This is a genomic window from Caballeronia sp. LZ024, from assembly GCF_031451455.1.
Lineage (GTDB): Bacteria > Pseudomonadota > Gammaproteobacteria > Burkholderiales > Burkholderiaceae > Caballeronia > Caballeronia telluris.
Map to the genome: position 1 here is coordinate 1 of NZ_JARUXL010000012.1, position 15,900 is coordinate 15,900.

Annotated in this window: 12 protein-coding genes and 2 pseudogenes; 3 read left to right on the plus strand and 11 right to left on the minus strand. The window is 58.3% G+C overall.

The window, feature by feature from the left end; genetic code table 11:
* Positions 1–474: 474 nt before the first annotated feature.
* From QCE48_RS30995 to QCE48_RS31020, 6 genes are all read right to left on the minus strand, one after another.
* Positions 475–714: a hypothetical protein gene (locus tag QCE48_RS30995; protein WP_309788389.1), complete on the minus strand. Its 240-nt coding sequence runs from the start codon at positions 712–714 to the stop codon at positions 475–477.
* 69 nt (positions 715–783) lie between these two features.
* Positions 784–2,016, minus strand: coding sequence for a beta-ketoacyl-[acyl-carrier-protein] synthase family protein (locus QCE48_RS31000; protein ID WP_309788388.1), 1,233 nt, complete (start codon positions 2,014–2,016; stop codon positions 784–786).
* Positions 2,013–2,300, minus strand: coding sequence for an acyl carrier protein (locus QCE48_RS31005; RefSeq protein WP_309788387.1), 288 nt, complete (start codon positions 2,298–2,300; stop codon positions 2,013–2,015). The genes QCE48_RS31000 and QCE48_RS31005 overlap by 4 nt, the downstream gene beginning before the upstream one ends.
* 45 nt (positions 2,301–2,345) lie before the next feature.
* Positions 2,346–3,671, minus strand: a complete 1,326-nt coding sequence (locus tag QCE48_RS31010) for an FAD-dependent oxidoreductase (protein WP_309788386.1) — start codon at positions 3,669–3,671, stop codon at positions 2,346–2,348.
* On the minus strand, positions 3,619–4,347 hold the full coding sequence (locus tag QCE48_RS31015; RefSeq protein ID WP_309788385.1) for a class I SAM-dependent methyltransferase: 729 nt from the start codon (positions 4,345–4,347) through the stop codon (positions 3,619–3,621). Before QCE48_RS31015 ends, QCE48_RS31010 begins: the two co-directional genes overlap by 53 nt.
* 46 nt (positions 4,348–4,393) lie before the next feature.
* Positions 4,394–5,473: a 3-oxoacyl-[acyl-carrier-protein] synthase III C-terminal domain-containing protein gene (locus tag QCE48_RS31020; RefSeq protein WP_309788384.1), complete on the minus strand. Its 1,080-nt coding sequence runs from the start codon at positions 5,471–5,473 to the stop codon at positions 4,394–4,396.
* A 906-nt stretch (positions 5,474–6,379) separates the two neighbouring features.
* On the opposite strand from QCE48_RS31020, the gene QCE48_RS31025 reads away from it, so the two are divergent.
* Both QCE48_RS31025 and QCE48_RS31030 read left to right on the plus strand, forming a co-directional pair.
* Positions 6,380–6,637 carry a hypothetical protein gene (locus QCE48_RS31025; RefSeq protein WP_309788383.1) on the plus strand — a complete coding sequence of 86 codons (258 nt, stop codon included), beginning with the start codon at positions 6,380–6,382 and terminating at the stop codon, positions 6,635–6,637.
* Positions 6,638–7,433: 796 nt separating this feature from the next.
* Positions 7,434–7,922, plus strand: a complete 489-nt coding sequence (locus QCE48_RS31030) for a M23 family metallopeptidase (RefSeq protein WP_309788382.1) — start codon at positions 7,434–7,436, stop codon at positions 7,920–7,922.
* A 605-nt stretch (positions 7,923–8,527) separates the two neighbouring features.
* Here QCE48_RS31030 and QCE48_RS31035 read toward each other — a convergent pair.
* A complete protein-coding gene (locus QCE48_RS31035) occupies positions 8,528–8,911 on the minus strand; it encodes a hypothetical protein (RefSeq protein ID WP_309794433.1) in 384 nt (127 codons plus the stop codon).
* A 211-nt stretch (positions 8,912–9,122) separates the two neighbouring features.
* Entirely contained in the window at positions 9,123–10,964 is a 1,842-nt protein-coding gene (locus QCE48_RS31040; RefSeq protein ID WP_309788380.1) for a penicillin-binding protein 2, read from the minus strand.
* A 413-nt stretch (positions 10,965–11,377) separates the two neighbouring features.
* Here QCE48_RS31040 and QCE48_RS31045 point away from each other — a divergent pair, with 413 nt between their 5' ends.
* Positions 11,378–12,640, plus strand: a complete 1,263-nt coding sequence (locus QCE48_RS31045; RefSeq protein ID WP_309788379.1) for a putative Na+/H+ antiporter — start codon at positions 11,378–11,380, stop codon at positions 12,638–12,640.
* 134 nt (positions 12,641–12,774) lie between these two features.
* Here QCE48_RS31045 and QCE48_RS31050 read toward each other — a convergent pair.
* The 3 genes and pseudogenes from QCE48_RS31050 to QCE48_RS31060 form a co-directional block, all read right to left on the minus strand.
* Positions 12,775–13,155, minus strand: a pseudogene (locus tag QCE48_RS31050) (PQQ-binding-like beta-propeller repeat protein); the annotation flags it as partial.
* Positions 13,156–13,552: 397 nt separating this feature from the next.
* Positions 13,553–14,182: a sensory rhodopsin transducer gene (locus QCE48_RS31055; RefSeq protein WP_309788378.1), complete on the minus strand. Its 630-nt coding sequence runs from the start codon at positions 14,180–14,182 to the stop codon at positions 13,553–13,555.
* A gap of 1,137 nt (positions 14,183–15,319) precedes the next feature.
* Positions 15,320–15,613: pseudogene (locus QCE48_RS31060) on the minus strand (transposase); the annotation flags it as partial.
* Between the last annotated feature and the right edge of the window lie 287 nt (positions 15,614–15,900).

Genomic DNA, 15,900 nt, shown 5'->3' on the forward strand with positions numbered 1-15,900 from the left:
TTGCGAGGTTTAGTGGCCGTCGCTGGGACGGAACCACCGGTTGAATACGAAGATCTTGAATGGCCGCTGGCGGGAAAATCGAATGCTCAATAACGACCCCCGGCAGAGACGTTCGCGCTCTTGTGAAAGCGGTCTTTCAGGGTAGATGCGCGCGGCCCTGGATTTGAGTAGAAATCTGGAACTTCGGCGTCCGCTCTGGCCCCCATCGTCCTATCTTCTTTATTTTCCAGCTCCTCTTACTCCTTGCTCCAAAAGAAAAAGCCAGAGGTCCAGCTTGCGCTGCAAGTCCGCACTCATCTCCACCTGCGCGGCCAAAGCGTCCCAATCCCCACGACGGCTTTCGCGAGGAACAGCATGGAACACGGCACCGGCATTGCCACCACCTGCAGTGACGATGCCGATTCCCGAATTGCGTCAAGGGACGGATAAAGCACTCCCACTTGATCGGGTCAGTTGCTGTTCGTACCCTTGAGATTACGTCGTCAGCAGCTCAATAGTTTGATCAAAAAAGCGCCACTCAGGCCACTCCTGAATGGGCAGATCACTCGCTGGATTATTCGCCATCGCGACCGATATCTTCATATGGAATTCGGTGAGGTGGAGGGTTCCCGAGCACGACCGAGATGTGCCGATTTTTGACGATTCAAGCAAACTGGTCGAGTGGCCGAAACTGGCCGGGTCCTGCCGGATGATTTGGGTGCGAGCCTCGGCCATAGCCCACGTTCGCCGCCGACGGGCTGTGAGGCTGTTGCGCGTCCCTTACTGTTGGTCCACAATATTTCGTCACTCGAAGCTTTTTAGTACTAGTACAGCGTTGGTCCCACCGAACGCGAACGAATTCGAAAGCATGATTCGCGTTGACTGGCCTTCTCGCGCTGCATTCGGCACATAGTCGAGATCGCATTGCGGGTCAGCGCTTTTTAAATGCATCGTAGGTAGCAACGTCCCTTGTCGCATTGCGAGCAACGACAAAACGCACTCGAGCGCTCCTGCCGCGCCCAGCAGATGTCCGTGAACAGACTTCGTTGCGCTGATCGGGATACGATAAGCACGGCCGCCAAAAACCTCTTTTACTGCCGCTGTTTCAGTTGAATCGTTCGCAGACGTCCCGGTTCCATGCGCGTTGATTGTGTCAACCTCAGACCTGTCGATCTGAGCGGCGAAAAGCGCGTTGCGCATGGCGGCGGCTTGCCCCTCGACACTTGGCCGGGTGACATGGCCAATATCGGTTGCGAGGCCGTAACCAATCACTTCGCCGTAGATCATCGCGCCGCGTGCGACAGCGTATTCCAACGGCTCGAGGAGGATCATTGCTGCGCCTTCGGCGAGCACCATGCCGCTACGATTTCTGGAAAATGGCTTGCACGACGCGGCAGGGTCCTCGCCGTCGATAGTCGCGATGGTGTGAAGCGCTTCCCAAGCCTTAAGCGAGCCGCATGATAATGGTGCCTCTGCGCCGCCCGCGATCGCGAAGTCGAGCTCGCCGCGCGCAACCCGCGACCACCCTTCGCCAATAGCCACAGCAGACGAGGCGCATGCGGTTGAATAAGTCAGGCAGGGGCCGCGCAGCCCATATTCAATACTAATCCACGCCGCAGGCGCGTTGTACATGCCCATCAAAACCGTAAATGGCTTTATGCGGTCGGACTCCTCACCATATAGAATTTGGTAGCCGTCATCTACAGTGTGCGCGCCCCCCATCCCAGTCCCGACAAATACCCCGCTACGCGAAACATCGTTCGAATCCGGTCCCCACTGCGCGTCAGCAAGCGTTTCTTTGGCTGCCACGAGCGCGAACTGGCTCACCCGGTCGAGCATCCGTAGTTTCGAAGGAGCAAAGTGGTCCGCGCCGTTAAACCTCGCTGACCCCACTATCGGCGAAACAAGCCGCCCCGCAAAAGGCACATCCAACCGGTGAATTCCGGAAACGCCTTGTCGCGCGTTTTCGAACACTTGTGATGCAGAGGTGCCTAGCGGACAAATCGCACCTACGCCAGTAATAGCTACCCTTCTCATGCCGACGAAGGTGTCGAGGGCAACTCGCCTGTGGGGGCCAACTCTCCGTGCTGAACCGCAATTTGCGCGTCGATGAACTGAACGACGTCGTTTAGAGCATTCAAAGGGGGTGGTTCTGCTGGCAGGGTTATTCTGAATTTGTCTTCGACCGCGAACAGCAATTCGGCCACCGCCAGTGAGTCAAGGCCAAGCGATTCGAGTGAAGCATCAGGGGTGAGCGCTCCCGGCTCGAGGTTATAGTCCTGAACTAACGTCGTGCGGAGCCATTCGAATGTGGTAGTCATACCGTACCGTTCCTTCGTTGGTTGCCGTCTATCGGTCTAGTCATGTCAGCCCTCATACGCGTCTCTCAAGGCGCTGAGCGATGCGATGGTCGCTGCGTCGACCGCGCAACGGGTCTTACCGCCCCATCTCGCGCCCAATGACAGCAGGCTTGGCCACGCTTTTAAGAGCATGAGCAATGCGTCGGCAGTTGGCGCACGCATACTAGCGTGGGCGAACAGGGAAGCGAGGTGCATGCGCGGACCGAATTCCTGATGCCATTGTCGTGCGTAGCGGCGTCTCGCCATATGTTGCCACGCTGCGTCACCTGCCGTGTGAATTCGTTTTTCGCGTTTTGCGCCCAGCAACTCCGCGCATAACAGCCACGCCGATTGCAGCGCCATGCTCATGCCCTCGCCGATGATCGGGTGCGCCTCCCCCGCAGCATTTCCTACCCGGAAAAATCCGTCGTCATTGTGAATACGAATACCCGGGCGTAAAGGACCTGCTGCGACCCAGGGCCCGAGGCGCGAAGCCGTGGAAAGCGTTCTGCGAACTCCCGTGCACTCTTGTACAAGCATGGCCTCAACCGCTTCGCCGGCACTCAGTCCTGGGACTCTATGACGTAGCGCTTCTAGGCGATCGCGACGCACGCAGCAGGCTAACGTCGTGACGCGAGTGTCGGCCACCACCATGCCACCGTATCCGCCGTTAAACGACAATACAGGCAGCAAGCCATCATCTAACGATGCGCCCGCGAAATTGGCTTTGAATGCTAGCAAGTCAGTGGCACCGTGTATGCGCCCGCCTTCCTCCCGGCTAGCGGGCAAGACCTCCCAAGAACCGTGCGCGTCGATCGCGATGGAAGCACAAAGCGTTGCTCTTGCATTTGATCCCACGGCTTTCAATTCACAGCGCCATGCGCCGGGACGGCCGCAAGCGCTGTTCAGGGACCACGGTTGAAAGACTTGGACGCCGACCGCGCGGGCCTTTTGCGTCAAGAGTGTGTCGAGCGTCTCGCGGCCAAGCGCACGACCCCATAAAAAGCCGCTGCCATTCGCTGGTGGCAGTTCGGTGACCGCGGTATGAGGGCCCCGCATGAACGCAACTCTGCGTAGCGCCGGACCGGCGCGGCGTTCAAACTCTGTGCCTACCCCCAAAGCGCTAAGAAGCGGCAAATTGCTTGCTGCGATGCATTCACCACAGACCTTACGGCGAGGAAACGATTGCTTTTCAACTAAGGCGACCGACCAGCCCGCACTCGCCAGTAGGATCGCGACCGATGATCCCGCAGGGCCCGCGCCGATGACGACTACGTCAAATTTGATTTCCATGGCCGACCTACTGCCGGTGGGCAGCAAAGCAATGGCTAAAGAGCCCTGCCGAATATTCACTCACGCTCCACCGGCACTCTGTTTGCTTCCAAAGCTTTGTGATCTCGGCGTTCCGGAAGCCTGCGCGCACGCTCAGCACTGCGTCTTCGCGCGTGACCGCATTCGCGCCAAGCGCCCCAACCAGGTGACTGCCTGCCAGCGCGAAGTACGAACGGTGAGGCTCACAAGCGAAAAACCGGCTGCTGGAACGCGCAATAGCGTTGAGCAAATCAACCAGCGTCGCTCCCTCGAAGTGATGCAGAAAAAGATTGACGATGATGAAATCCCACCGTTCTAAGTGTTGGTCGCGCGGAGTACGGACACTATTTTCGATCCAATCGGTGACATCCCCCACTTCTATGTCGACGTTCCAATTCACCCTCTCGTATGCTTCGGCCGTCTTCGGTGAAACCAACTTCTGGCGATCAAGCAGGGTGAAATCGACAGCGCCCCAAATGGGTCGTAAAGCTTTCGCAACACTGAGCATCAATGTGCCGTCGCCCGCACCGAGTTCAAGTACGCGGAGACGGCCAGGCGGAAAATGAGGGAACATCTGCTTAAGGCCATTGCAGACAATCGAACGCGTGCCCATTACCCGATGCACGCGCTGTAAATCGCGCCGCGAACGCATGGCCCTCGGATCTATCTCATCGAGGTGATCAAGCGTCTCAACAAAGACTTTCCGCGGAAAGCTCATCGCTGCTCCCGAAGAAGCGACATAAATAGTATCGAATCGAGGTAAATCATTCGCCCACCTTCAGTAGAGCGCCATGACAACTAAATCCGGCTCCGAAAGAGGACAGCCACCACCATCCAGCCGGTGCGTGATCAGCGAGGGCCGCCGCGAGCACAAAATAGACGAAGGCGCTTGACATGTTTCCATACTCACGCAGAATGGCTGCGCTATATCGCAGATCGTGCGGCTGCAGTTCCAACAGGCCCTCAATGGCGAGCAATACATCACGGCCCCCCGCATGCATGATCCACGCGGAAATGTCCTTGGATACGAGGTTTTGCCGTTTGAGCACGACTTCAAGCACGCGCTGGGCATAGTGCGCGGCAAGCCGCGGCACGGGTCGGGTCAATACATTCCGCAACATACCGTCGCGTTGCTCGAACATCAATGCGCGGCGTTCGCTGGGATCAATCAACGACGAAGTGTCGATCCACTCGACACAACGCGATGCGGTGTCGGACCCTTGCGATAGGACCATTGCCCCCGCACCGTCGCCAAAAAGGCAGGCGCTTATGATAATGCCCGGATCATTGTCGAGATACATGGCCGCACTACTCACCTCGACGCAGATCGACAGCACATGGTGGCAACAGCCAGAAGAACCGTCAGATGATGCTGCCAAGAGCGCGTGGGCGAGTTGCAGGTTCGGTAGAGCGGCAGCGCAACCCTGCCCAACAAGGTCGAACGCTTGCACGTCTGCGCGCAGGCCCACTAGCTCAACGACATAGCCAGAAAGGCCGGGGCACAAATATCCGGTGCATGTGCTAACGACGACCGCGTCAATCTCGCCAGACACCAATCCCGCACGATCCAGCGCCTGCTTCGCTGCCTGCGCGGCGAGATGTGGTGCGTTCGCGGAAAAACGTTTGGATAGCGTGTTCGGATCGATCGCAAAAACCTCGTCGAGCGACGCAAGCGCGAGGCGCCGCGCCTCGATGCCATTATCGCGTTGCAAGACCGTTCGGGCGACGAAATGCGAACGCGCGTCGAGGCGAGCGAACCACTCCGAATCTTGAAATGCCGCCAAGCAGTCAGCCTTCGTGTACCGCTGAGCCGGACTCGCGGTGCCGATTCCCCGAATGAACATAGAGCCTTCGAAATCTTGCTGTTACCGAACGTGGTGAGAATATAGGCGTCATCGGCGGTAACCTGACATACGCCGAGCTGCAATACCGGCTCACCGACACGCAGAAATTGTGCCTGCTGAGCGTACGCCCTACACTTGCAGGCCGGGTTCGCGAGAGTTGAAACGCTCCCGAACAAATGGAGGCGAACGCCCTCACCCACGAGGCGGTGGTCGTTGAAAACGTTCGACACAAGCATCGACCGCGGCCCGAGCTGTGCAATTCCTGGAAAGATCATCCCAATCCCCGGGGCAGGTGTCACGACTGCGGGACCGTCACGCTTGGATCTCTTGATCGCTGACTATTCGGTGGGCAGAGTCGAATCATTACTCCTGGCCCGGCACAGGACCGCAAAGAGCGCCTATCTGGTTACTTGGCCGAGGCAGCGCCGCCGCCTTCTGTCGCAATTCTCAGGTTGCTTTCCCCGCCTCAATGCTCACTTGTCGATATACCTCCCTGTCGTCACACTGAAGGTTCGCTGATCGATCGGCGAACGTCGACTTGACGCCGTCGGATTTTGGCCGTCGTCTTTGAGCGTGCTTCGAAACGCGCTTCTCCGAAGACCGTGTATCGCGTTGCACCGCGACTTGAAGTCCAAACTGCCGAACCGTTTGGCCGTTGGCATCCTCGGTGTCGCCGCACCGGCGCCAACTGTAAAGTGTGATTTTTTCAGACGGTTAGTTGCTTTCTCCGATGTTCAGAAGCCAAACTGAACTCAGCACTCCATCGGCATCGATACGCCGGGCGGGTGCCGTCCAACCGCCAACCCCACAACCAGATGACATCGGTCAACAAACTCATTACCATCTCGTTCTGCTACGCATATCGACATCGCTGGACGCGATTTCAGCAAGGCGCATAGGAGCCTGATGAAAACAACCTCGCAACAAAAATGGGTCGAGTACGGGCTTTTAGCAGTGTCGGTCGTGGCCGCTATTTCTTTTGGTCCTTGGCTCAAGGCTGAATTGCGCCACGCGGCCGAGACCCGCAGAATGAAGGTGAGCGGCGGTAAAACAACGCCGCTTTGCGCTCATGCGGTCGGCAGCCGTCCAGCACGCGCATCGCTTACGACACGTTGTGGCGGCATCCAGCAAGTATTCTCATCTGGCGCTCAAACGTTAAAGTAGCTCCTGCGGGTCTGCGGAACCCGGCCTGAACCTGCACCTAGGAGGGCCACCTTAAGCTTAGATTAAGCGAGCGTCGTTAGTCTGCTGCGTCCACCCGCGTTCAATTGTAACGACGCCCCTGTAAGCTCGCCGAATCCGCTGATTGCTCGTGCCGCGAAAGCCGCATTAGTGCGTCGCGTTGACGCTGACTGTGCTCCCGTTGAGGGCGCCAACATTTTCGCATGTCATGTCTTTGCTTAAGTCCCCCGCCTTATCGCGCAAGGTACGCTACGTGGCTGTTCTCTGTGCAGCCAGTTCCGCTTTGTCGGCCCTGCTTCTGTCCTCCCGCGCACCCAGAGAGACGGAAGCCGCGTCTGTCTCTTATAAGCAAGATCGGATCCCTGCGAACGCCTCTGCGCGTGCGAACGCCTCTGCGCCAGCATCCTCCGGCCAAGCGCTGGCCAAGGCGCCGCCAGCCGCGCCAGCGAAGCCCCTGCGTCGCGTCGATAGCGTCAAGGTCAACACTACGTTGGAGGACGCAGCGCAACGCTTGGGCGTCACCTCCGCAACGACCGCTACCCTAATTCGGGGTTTCGGTAAGAGAATCAATTTGAAACGCGACCTACAAGTCGGCGATACGCTCAGCGTCGTTTATCAATCGAACGGTGCGGGTATGGCCGGAAGCGAGCCGCTGCTGTCAGGTTGACGACGAAGGGCGTGGCCCACGAACTATTCCTGCACCAGCCCGCTTGAAGGGAAGCCTTTCTATCTCCCGCTCAGTGGCCAAGACGCACGACCGTCATTCTCGCGGTATCCATTGCACTTCACCCGTGTGTCCTCGGCGTTCTCCGCACATCGGCTCGACGCGGTCACGCATCGCTGGCAAAGTCACGATGGCGTCGACCTTGCTGCGCCGCTTGGAACACCTGTGCGTGCGACTGCGCGAGGAACGGTCGAGTTCGCCGGAAGGAAGAGAGGTTATGGCAACGTCATAGTGCTTCGAAACCCGCACTGCTTTTCCACGGTGTTTGCGCACCTTTCGCGCTTCGCGAAAGGGGTTCGCCGCGGAAGTCACGTGGGGCGCGGCACCGTGATTGGCTATGTAGGGGAGACCGGCTGGGCGACGGGTCCGCACCTTCATTACGAAGTGCATGTCCATGCGGTCCCAAAGAACCCCTTGACCGTTGCGTTGCCAAACCAGCCGCGCACGCCTACGGCCTTTGAAGAGCAGAAGCGCTTCCGGGCCAATGCGATCGGCTTGCACGAGTTGCTCGAACTCGATACAAATGGCGACGCTCTCGGGTGATGTCTCGACGAACGCAATTCTTGCAGGCGACCAATCGATGACCGATGAGAGTGCGGGACACTCAGATGGAACGTGAACCCGTGAACCGATTGTTCACGGCCTCCTGCTGTCTTCTGATCTCAGGCACGCGCCCACCATCCTGACGTAGAGGGAGTCTGCGTGGCGCCGCTCGAAGTATTCGACGCGCGTCCGACCTTGGCTTGCTCGCAAGCGCACGCCAATCGTGACGCCATCAAACATCGTCCTGGCGCGCAGACGGATCATTCCATCCGTGCGCGTGCGAGTGACATGACGGGTTGCGCTGGACCAGCGAGACGCAATGCAGCCCGCTAGTGAGGAAACCGGAGCGTCCGACACTTCGCTGAACTTCGGACGCAACGAGAAAACGCTGTCTTGCCGAGTGCAAGCGGCTGCAACCAAGCAAACGCACATCATTGTCGCGATTCCGCGCACCGTCATTGAGCCTCCCGCGCGATGGTGTGTCTCGGTCAGACTGCATTCACCCACGGGACCTCGGCCCGACCTCCTAATGGCGCGCGAAATACGCGCGCGTGCAGGCACCGGCACGACGACCTTATGCAACGTGTTGATGACGGACGCCGTAATCAGGAACGCTTGCTCGGCGAATCAATCGAAATGTCCCAGCGGTTGACCCAATAGTCAACTGGTTCGTCTGGCACCCGGATAAGTACCGCAGAAGGGTCCGCTACCCCATCGTCAGTGATCACGCAAGCGCGCGTACCATCTCGCAGCATTTTGACCTGCTGCGTCGACATCATCGGTGCAATGCGCGCGGCCTTTATCGGATGCAGCGCCGAGAACACGTCGTAGCTTATCGCTGCGGGAACATCACCCGTCACCGTGACGCCGGTTCTTCGCTCGCAGTCACGTGCGCTCGCGAGTGCCGCATGGCAGATCAGCAAGCTCGTCGGCCAGCAAATCGCATGAGTCAGCATTTTCGGTAGCCAACTGAATCGCTTACTTCTCATTGCCTGTCCTTATACCTATAGGTCCGTGTTCGCTCGCTTGTTCGTCTCTTGCGCGGTCATGCCGGGGTTCGTTGAATTCTCGTAGCGCGGAGATAAGCCGAACCTGACGCCCATACGACTTCGCAATGCTCAACGTCAGTGGTGTCGAGAGCCGGCCGCTGCGCTTAATCACACTTGAGCTCGATCCGTGGTGCCACGGCTGACCGGCGAATCAAACGGCTGGTTCGCTTGCCACCTTATCCGGCGTTACATTGAGAGATTGCATGGTGTGTTCCGCAATGTCCACGAATGGTGGACCTGCGACTGCACCGCCGAAATGTGATCCGCGGCGGGGACGGTCGATCGATACCGCAATGACCACCCGCGGAGCCGTTGCTGGGACGATTCCAACGAACGACGCCCGGTACTGGCTGTGGTCATACCCTTTCGAGGTCCATTTGTATGCCGTGCCGGTTTTACCTGCGACGGTGTAACCGGGTACTGCCGCTTGCGGTGCAGTGCCGTCCTTGCTAACTACGCTTTGCAAGATCGTACGCATCTGACGCGCCACTTGTTGCGAAAACACCCTTCGTCCGGCGGGCCGGCCAAGGTGGTCACCTCGGACATGAATGGTCGCGCCGACGATTCGCCCATCATTAGCAAAACTGGTGTACGCCTGTGCCAGTTGCAGCAGCGACGCCGAGAGTCCGTAACCGTACGACATCGTCGCCTGTTCAATGCGTCGCCAGCCCTTATAGGACCGCACGCGGCCCACTGCCGCGCCCGGCAGTCCGGCCCGTGGCCTACGTCCTAGTCCGAGCGCCTGGAAATTGGCGTACATGTCGCGAGCCGGGATCAGCAGCGCAATCTTCGTCGTCCCGACATTGCTTGACTTCTGTATGACACCGGTGGTCGTCAAGGTGCCGAAGTTCTTATCATCGTGAATCGTCCTGCCATCGAGCCGCAGACGGCCTCCATCGGTCGGGACGATCGTCGCAGGTGTGATGCGATGCTGCTGCAATGCCAGCGCAATCGTGATTGGCTTCATCACAGAACCGGGCTCGAAGATGTCCGTCACCGCCCGGTTGCGCATCGCCATGCCACTGCGTCCAGCTTTCTGATTAGGGTCGAAGCTCGGCCAGTTGGCCATCCCGAGAATTTCGCCGGTGTGTGCATCCAAAACGACCGCAGACCCCGAGCGCGCGTCTGTCTGCTCAACGGCATCTTTCACCGCCTTGAACGCTGCGTATTGAATGGGCCTGCTAATCGAGAGCGTCACGTCAGCACCATTACGCGGGGGGATTGAGTCGAGCGTGTCGATCACCAGCCCTCGTGCATTGCGTAGGACGCGGCGTTTTCCATCCTCGCCGCGTAAGCTATTGTCAGCGACACGCTCCATGCCTTCTTGACCGGTTCCGTCAATCCCGGTGAAGCCGGTCACCTGGGCCGCAATCTCACCTTCAGGATACGAGCGTCGGAAGTCGTCTTGCGCGAACAGTCCAGGGACATCGAGACGCAGTGCGCGTTGCGCGATGGCGACGGGAATCTCACGCTTGAGGTACGCAAAACCCCGCTTAGCTGCGTAGATGCGCGCGATGTCTGCCGGATTCATGTCCAGCAACCGCGCAAGCGTGGCCGCTTGCTGCATGGAAATCCGCGCATCGTCTTCAGAGGCATCGATGCATAGCGAGCGAACCGGAATGCTCGCCGCAAGCGGACGCCCGTCGCGGTCGAGAATGCGACCGCGCGATGCGTGCAGCGGCATGATGCGCACTTGTCGGATGTCGCCCTGCTTGCGATAGAACGCGTCATCGATGCCCTGCACCCAGAACGCGCGGACCGTGAGCGCAACGAATGCAAAGGCGAACACGCCGCCGACGGCATGGGATCGCCATTTGTGCTGCTGAGGCGGGCTGATTCCTGACTGCGACAAACTGATGTATCGGCGGATTCGTCTCATGCCAAGATTATGCAGGAAAAGACCCGCAACTTGCACCTGTTTATCCATCACACTGTGCCATAATTTGGCCATCGGAAACGCGAGGCAAGACCCGAAACGCACCTGTTTATCCATCACGCTATGCCATAATTTGGCCATCGGAAACGCAAGGCGAGGACCTCTTGCATAGCTCTGCTACGATGAACACACAAGCGAGACAGGATCGCTCTGTCCAAGTACTCAGCGTAACAGCGCCTTACTGTGAAAGCAGCAAAGACGAAAACGAAAACATGCTTCCTGGTAAAGAGCAACCTGAATTCAAGCCGAATTTTCGGTACCAGTTTGTTTTTCAACATGGCCTACCTGCCGGTTCTGCTCGACCGCTATCTAAATGAATTGATTGAGCGGGTATCTTGATCGCTCGCCCTAGGCACGATCGTTTTCGGTGCTTTCGCATGTCCGGCTCGCGCGGCCGAATTGAAAGTGTGTTGTAACATTGCCAGATTCGCAATGCCGCCTCCGGTTCGAAACCCCACTACCTTCGCTCGATGCCCCATTCCGTTGAAGTTGCTGCCGTTGTCATCTTCGCAATCGCCCTCGTTCACACGTTCGCCGTGGCCCGAATCGAAATGCTTGGCCACCGCTTCCCACGGCACTCAGGCATATTTCACTTCTTGTCTGAAGTCGAGGTCGTCTTCGGATTTTGGGCGCTAGCCCTGTGTCTGGTCATGTGGGCGCTTGTCGGGTCCAAGGCGACCGTCGGATACCTGGAAAAGCGCAACTTCACTGAGGCGCTGTTCGTCTTCGTCATCATGGTCATCGCGGCAAGTCGACCGATTCTTGTCCTCGTAACGAACGTCGTTATGTGGCTCTCCCGCTTTTTGCCACTGCGCGCAGAGGTTGCCGTGGTATGGTTTTCGCTGTCCGCAATTCCACTGCTGGGCTCCCTTGTTACCGAACCGGCCGCAATGACGCTCGGCGCGCTTCTTTCGCGAGACAGACTGTTCGCCGTTCAGGTACCCGAACGCGTCAAGTACTTCGGACTCGCGTTGCTCTTCGTGAACGTGTCAATCGGCGGCGTCATGACGGCTTACGCCGCACCGCCGGTGTTGATGGTCGCGAATGCGTGGGGCTGGAACACGGGTTTCATGGCATCGACTTTCGGCTGGAAAGCAGCCCTTGCTGTTATCTTCAATGCAACTGTGTTCGTCGCAATCGCTGCCAAAAGTATCCCATCGCAGCCGACGACCGAGGTTACTGGCGATTTGCTATCAAAGCGCGTCCCGGTGGGCGTCACGGTTGTGCACATCGCGTTTCTCGCGCTGGTCGTCACGAATTCGCATCATGCCGTCGTCTTCATCGGGGCGTTTCTGTTCTTCCTGGGTTACACGCAGGCATATGAGCGCCATCAATCGCCGCTGATGCTTCGAGAAAGCCTCCTCGTCGCGTTTTTTCTAGGCGGACTGGTGGTGCTCGGCGGGCTGCAGCAGTGGTGGCTGCAGCCAGTCGTCGGTTCAATGAACGCCCTCACACTCTACTTCGGTGCAACCGGGCTAACGGCAGTGATGGACAATGCGGCCATCACATATCTTGGCTCGCTCATCCCAGGCTTGTCGGATAGCGCGAAGTATCTGCTCGTGGCTGGCGCGGTAACGGGCGGGGGACTGACCGTGGTCGCTAACGCGCCTAACCCGGCGGGCCTGGCAATTCTTGGTAGTCGATTTTCGGGAGGTGCGGTGAGTCCGCTGCGATTGCTAGGCGCTGCGTTGTTACCAACCATAACGGCGGGCGTGGCATTCCTCATCCTGTGAGCGACGAGGTCATGCGCCGCGCTCCAGTTGCTCGTCTCATTCTCGTGCCAAGGTTAGAACAAGCGCCGCGTCGCGATCGTCGGCCGCGCGAGCGACCGGCACATCGTGCCCATGTTTCGATCTTCGAGGTGTGGTCAATGCTTGTCCGGCAATGCGTACGCGATGACGTAATCGCCGAGCTTAGTGAGCAACGAGCCGTGACCGCCCGCCGCGATCAGCACGTACTGCCTGCCGTTCGCTTCGTATGTCATCGGCGTAGCTTGGCCGCCGGCCGGAAGGCGCGCTTCCCAGACCTTTTCACCAGTGTCGGTGCTGAAGGCGCGCAGGTAATCCTCCTCGGTCGCGCCGATGAAGAAGACGTGTCCGGCGGTCGTCATTGGTCCGCCGAGCATCGGCATACCCATCCGGAACGGAATCGGGATCGGCGACGCATCGCGCGTCGTGCCGATGCGCTTTTTCCAGATCATCTTGTTCGAATCGAGATCGAGCGCGGCAACATAACCCCACGCGGGCTGATTCTCCTTGCTCTACCTTCCTTACAGCCGAGCGTACCCGCGATTTCGTCGAAATTTCCGCTTCCTTCCGCCACATGCAATCCGCGTCCGCACATGTATCCGCGCATCTTAAGTATTCGTGTGTCGAGAGGTCCACCACGTACCGAGCTGCACAGAATACGCCGACTCGGTGGATAGCGACGAGGTACAGTCGGCAACCACAGGCCGAAAAGGATGAATTGAGGATGATTGCGCTTCAGGCTTTTTCGCTTTGCGCTAGCACAGGACGGCACGCATCACCTCTTGCTCATGACCCTCTGCGCGACCCCAACGACGTTCGCCTCGCTGCAGACGCGCGGGAAGTTTACGAGCTAGCGGTGAGCCCGCCGAACAATCCACGCGTGTCCGCCTGTCTCCCCTAATCGCTTCCGAACGCGATAGTGAAAAGCAATGCAAGTTCGGCCTGGCGCGAATCGAGGCGCGAATACTGTACCACGATCGGTACGTCTGATTCAAACACGCTCGCGTACTCAGTACCATCAGGAATACTTTCCGGCTCCGTAAGATCATTGAATCGCATGTGCAGTGTCCTTCGCGCCGGAACCGTGACAAAGTACGGACCCACCGGTTCGCGATCCTTGAAGAAAACCATTAGCTCAACCTGCGCGTCTCGCGGCCCAGCATTCAATATACATGCTGCCTCGTGGCTCGCCAACTCGCGCCCGTCGCCAGTGCTGTACGACGGCAAATAGCCTTCAGCGATCGCCCAACGCATCTTTCCAATCGCCTCCATAGCAACTCCTGCGGTGACATCCAGCGCCTCGCCGAATCGATGTTCAAAAATCTTGCAATGCACATGCCTGCGGGCACGGTCAGTACACGAGTCGTGACGTCCTTCGTTACTCGGTGTCAGGCGCTTGCGCTTCGGGTTGTGCGCGGGGCTTGAGGGCGCAAATTCGTGCGCTCGATCATGCGTGGCGCCGGGGCTGCGCGTTGGGACCCAAGCCAAGGCCGCAGCGGTCAGTCGGCTTTCGATACCTGCGCGCAAGCCGTTCGTCTCGGACTGCTTCAACGACAGTTGACAAGAAACTCGCCTCAACGTCATTCTCGCGGACCGCATCCCTCAGCACCTACGACCGACATCAGCCCGAATGCAAGCAATCGGTAATATGGCAAGGCGTGCCATTTATGCAATGGATACAGGGCGTTTCTACAAAGGACCTGAGAGAAAGCCGGCGCGGAATTCAAAAGGGAGACGCAGGTGCTAACTGGAAACCGATCTGGCGATGCTCACGCGTTGGACGTCCCTTGCGACCTTTCGCCAGCGCTGGCGAGCCCAAACATAAGTAACCCACAAAGCACGTTACTTCGGAGTTAAGGAAGATTCAATATTGCGCGTGGCAGTTGGCGAGACGACGGCATTTCAAGACTCGCTGTGGAGGCTGAGAATGAATCGTAGCTCGTCGGGCGCGGATCGCCGACAGGTGGCGGAACGACTTGTCGTCGGAGGCGCTGGCTTCAGTCTCCATGCTGATCTTCTGGTGAACAATAATAAGCACTGGCTACGGAGGGCGGCTGCAGTCTGGCCTTGCGGTAAGAAGGTCATCCTTCTCACCTTGGCCGCTGAGCGAAGCCCCATAACAGCAGTCCACCCGCCAGCGCCACTGCCAGAATTAGCACTGAGACTAACTCGGTCGTGATCAGCCGCGCAGCACCTGCCGAAAACGCACGGCCCCATCTACCAAGCCCGATGTGACCAATCGAAAGTCGGTGCGGCCTCAGAAAATCCTCCGTTGTTGATCGACAAATAGGAATAACATCATTTCCTCTGCAATAGTTTGCGGCACGAGCAGCGCTGTTTCTTTGCATCGATGGTACCGCGTTCAAGAGATTTTCATTTCCTAACAAATAGGGAGACACCAAACGAGAAAGCATACCGAGCTTCGACATGGCAAAATCACGAGTCGCCAGCCCCATCCTCGGCTCTGCCTCCAAGCACCCTCTGACCATTCCCCGATATAGCTGGCCCGCGACGCGCCGCTCGAAATTGTCTATGAGCGCCGTCCCGCCCGCCGCTGGCCCTTCGAGATCCAGAGACAATTCCCAACATCGGCAGATCCGACAATACCGGCTTTTCCAGGAGACGCGGGCGTTCCGTTTGCCAGAAATATCTGAGTAACAGGCCTTAACAAAATGAATTCTTCAGTTTTCGCCAACAGATGATGCAGCAAGCGATTTTCATGAAGGCTTCGTGGATAAAAGCAAGACGTGCGAAGCGGATGCGTAGCCGTCGGAAGTTATGAAGCCACGAGATGGTTCGCTCGACGACCCAGCGTGTCTTACCCAGCCCACCGACGCGAGGCTCGCCACGTCGCGCGATTTCGGTAGGAATGCCGGTTTCATGCAGCGGGCGGCGATATTTGTCGTGGTCGTAGCCTCTGTCGCCCTGAACGATACGGGGCTTCGAAAGCGGCCGGCCGGGAAGGCAGTTGGTCTATAAGCATGCTGCCTCGACATTCAGGAGAACTCCAGCATTCGCGCATGAGGCCTCAAGCGAGCGAATGCGCTCGGCGGCGCTAAGAGCGAGGGTATGCAACCGACAACTGTCGTCTCACGTAAAAAGCGACGCACGTCTGATCGTAATAAACGGGATTAGTAGGCTATGGTGTATGCGTCGCGCGAGGGCCGTCGAGAATTCTTTGGACAAGCGTCTGAGAATGCGGCAGGCTAAGCCTGCCGCAGGCAGAAGGGATCAACCCGATGAAG

What these genes read in the sequence shown, in the direction of transcription:
- QCE48_RS31005 (WP_309788387.1), bottom strand. Translation starts at nt 2,300, where the DNA reads ATGACTACCACATTCGAATGGCTCCGCACGACGTTAGTTCAGGACTAT.
- QCE48_RS31045 (WP_309788379.1), top strand. Translation starts at nt 11,378, where the DNA reads ATGCCCCATTCCGTTGAAGTTGCTGCCGTTGTCATCTTCGCAATCGCC.
- QCE48_RS31015 (WP_309788385.1), bottom strand. Translation starts at nt 4,347, where the DNA reads ATGAGCTTTCCGCGGAAAGTCTTTGTTGAGACGCTTGATCACCTCGAT.
- QCE48_RS30995 (WP_309788389.1), bottom strand. Translation starts at nt 714, where the DNA reads ATGGCCGAGGCTCGCACCCAAATCATCCGGCAGGACCCGGCCAGTTTC.
- QCE48_RS31020 (WP_309788384.1), bottom strand. Translation starts at nt 5,473, where the DNA reads ATGTTCATTCGGGGAATCGGCACCGCGAGTCCGGCTCAGCGGTACACG.
- QCE48_RS31025 (WP_309788383.1), top strand. Translation starts at nt 6,380, where the DNA reads ATGAAAACAACCTCGCAACAAAAATGGGTCGAGTACGGGCTTTTAGCA.
- QCE48_RS31000 (WP_309788388.1), bottom strand. Translation starts at nt 2,016, where the DNA reads ATGAGAAGGGTAGCTATTACTGGCGTAGGTGCGATTTGTCCGCTAGGC.
- QCE48_RS31035 (WP_309794433.1), bottom strand. Translation starts at nt 8,911, where the DNA reads ATGAGAAGTAAGCGATTCAGTTGGCTACCGAAAATGCTGACTCATGCG.
- QCE48_RS31040 (WP_309788380.1), bottom strand. Translation starts at nt 10,964, where the DNA reads ATGGATAAACAGGTGCGTTTCGGGTCTTGCCTCGCGTTTCCGATGGCC.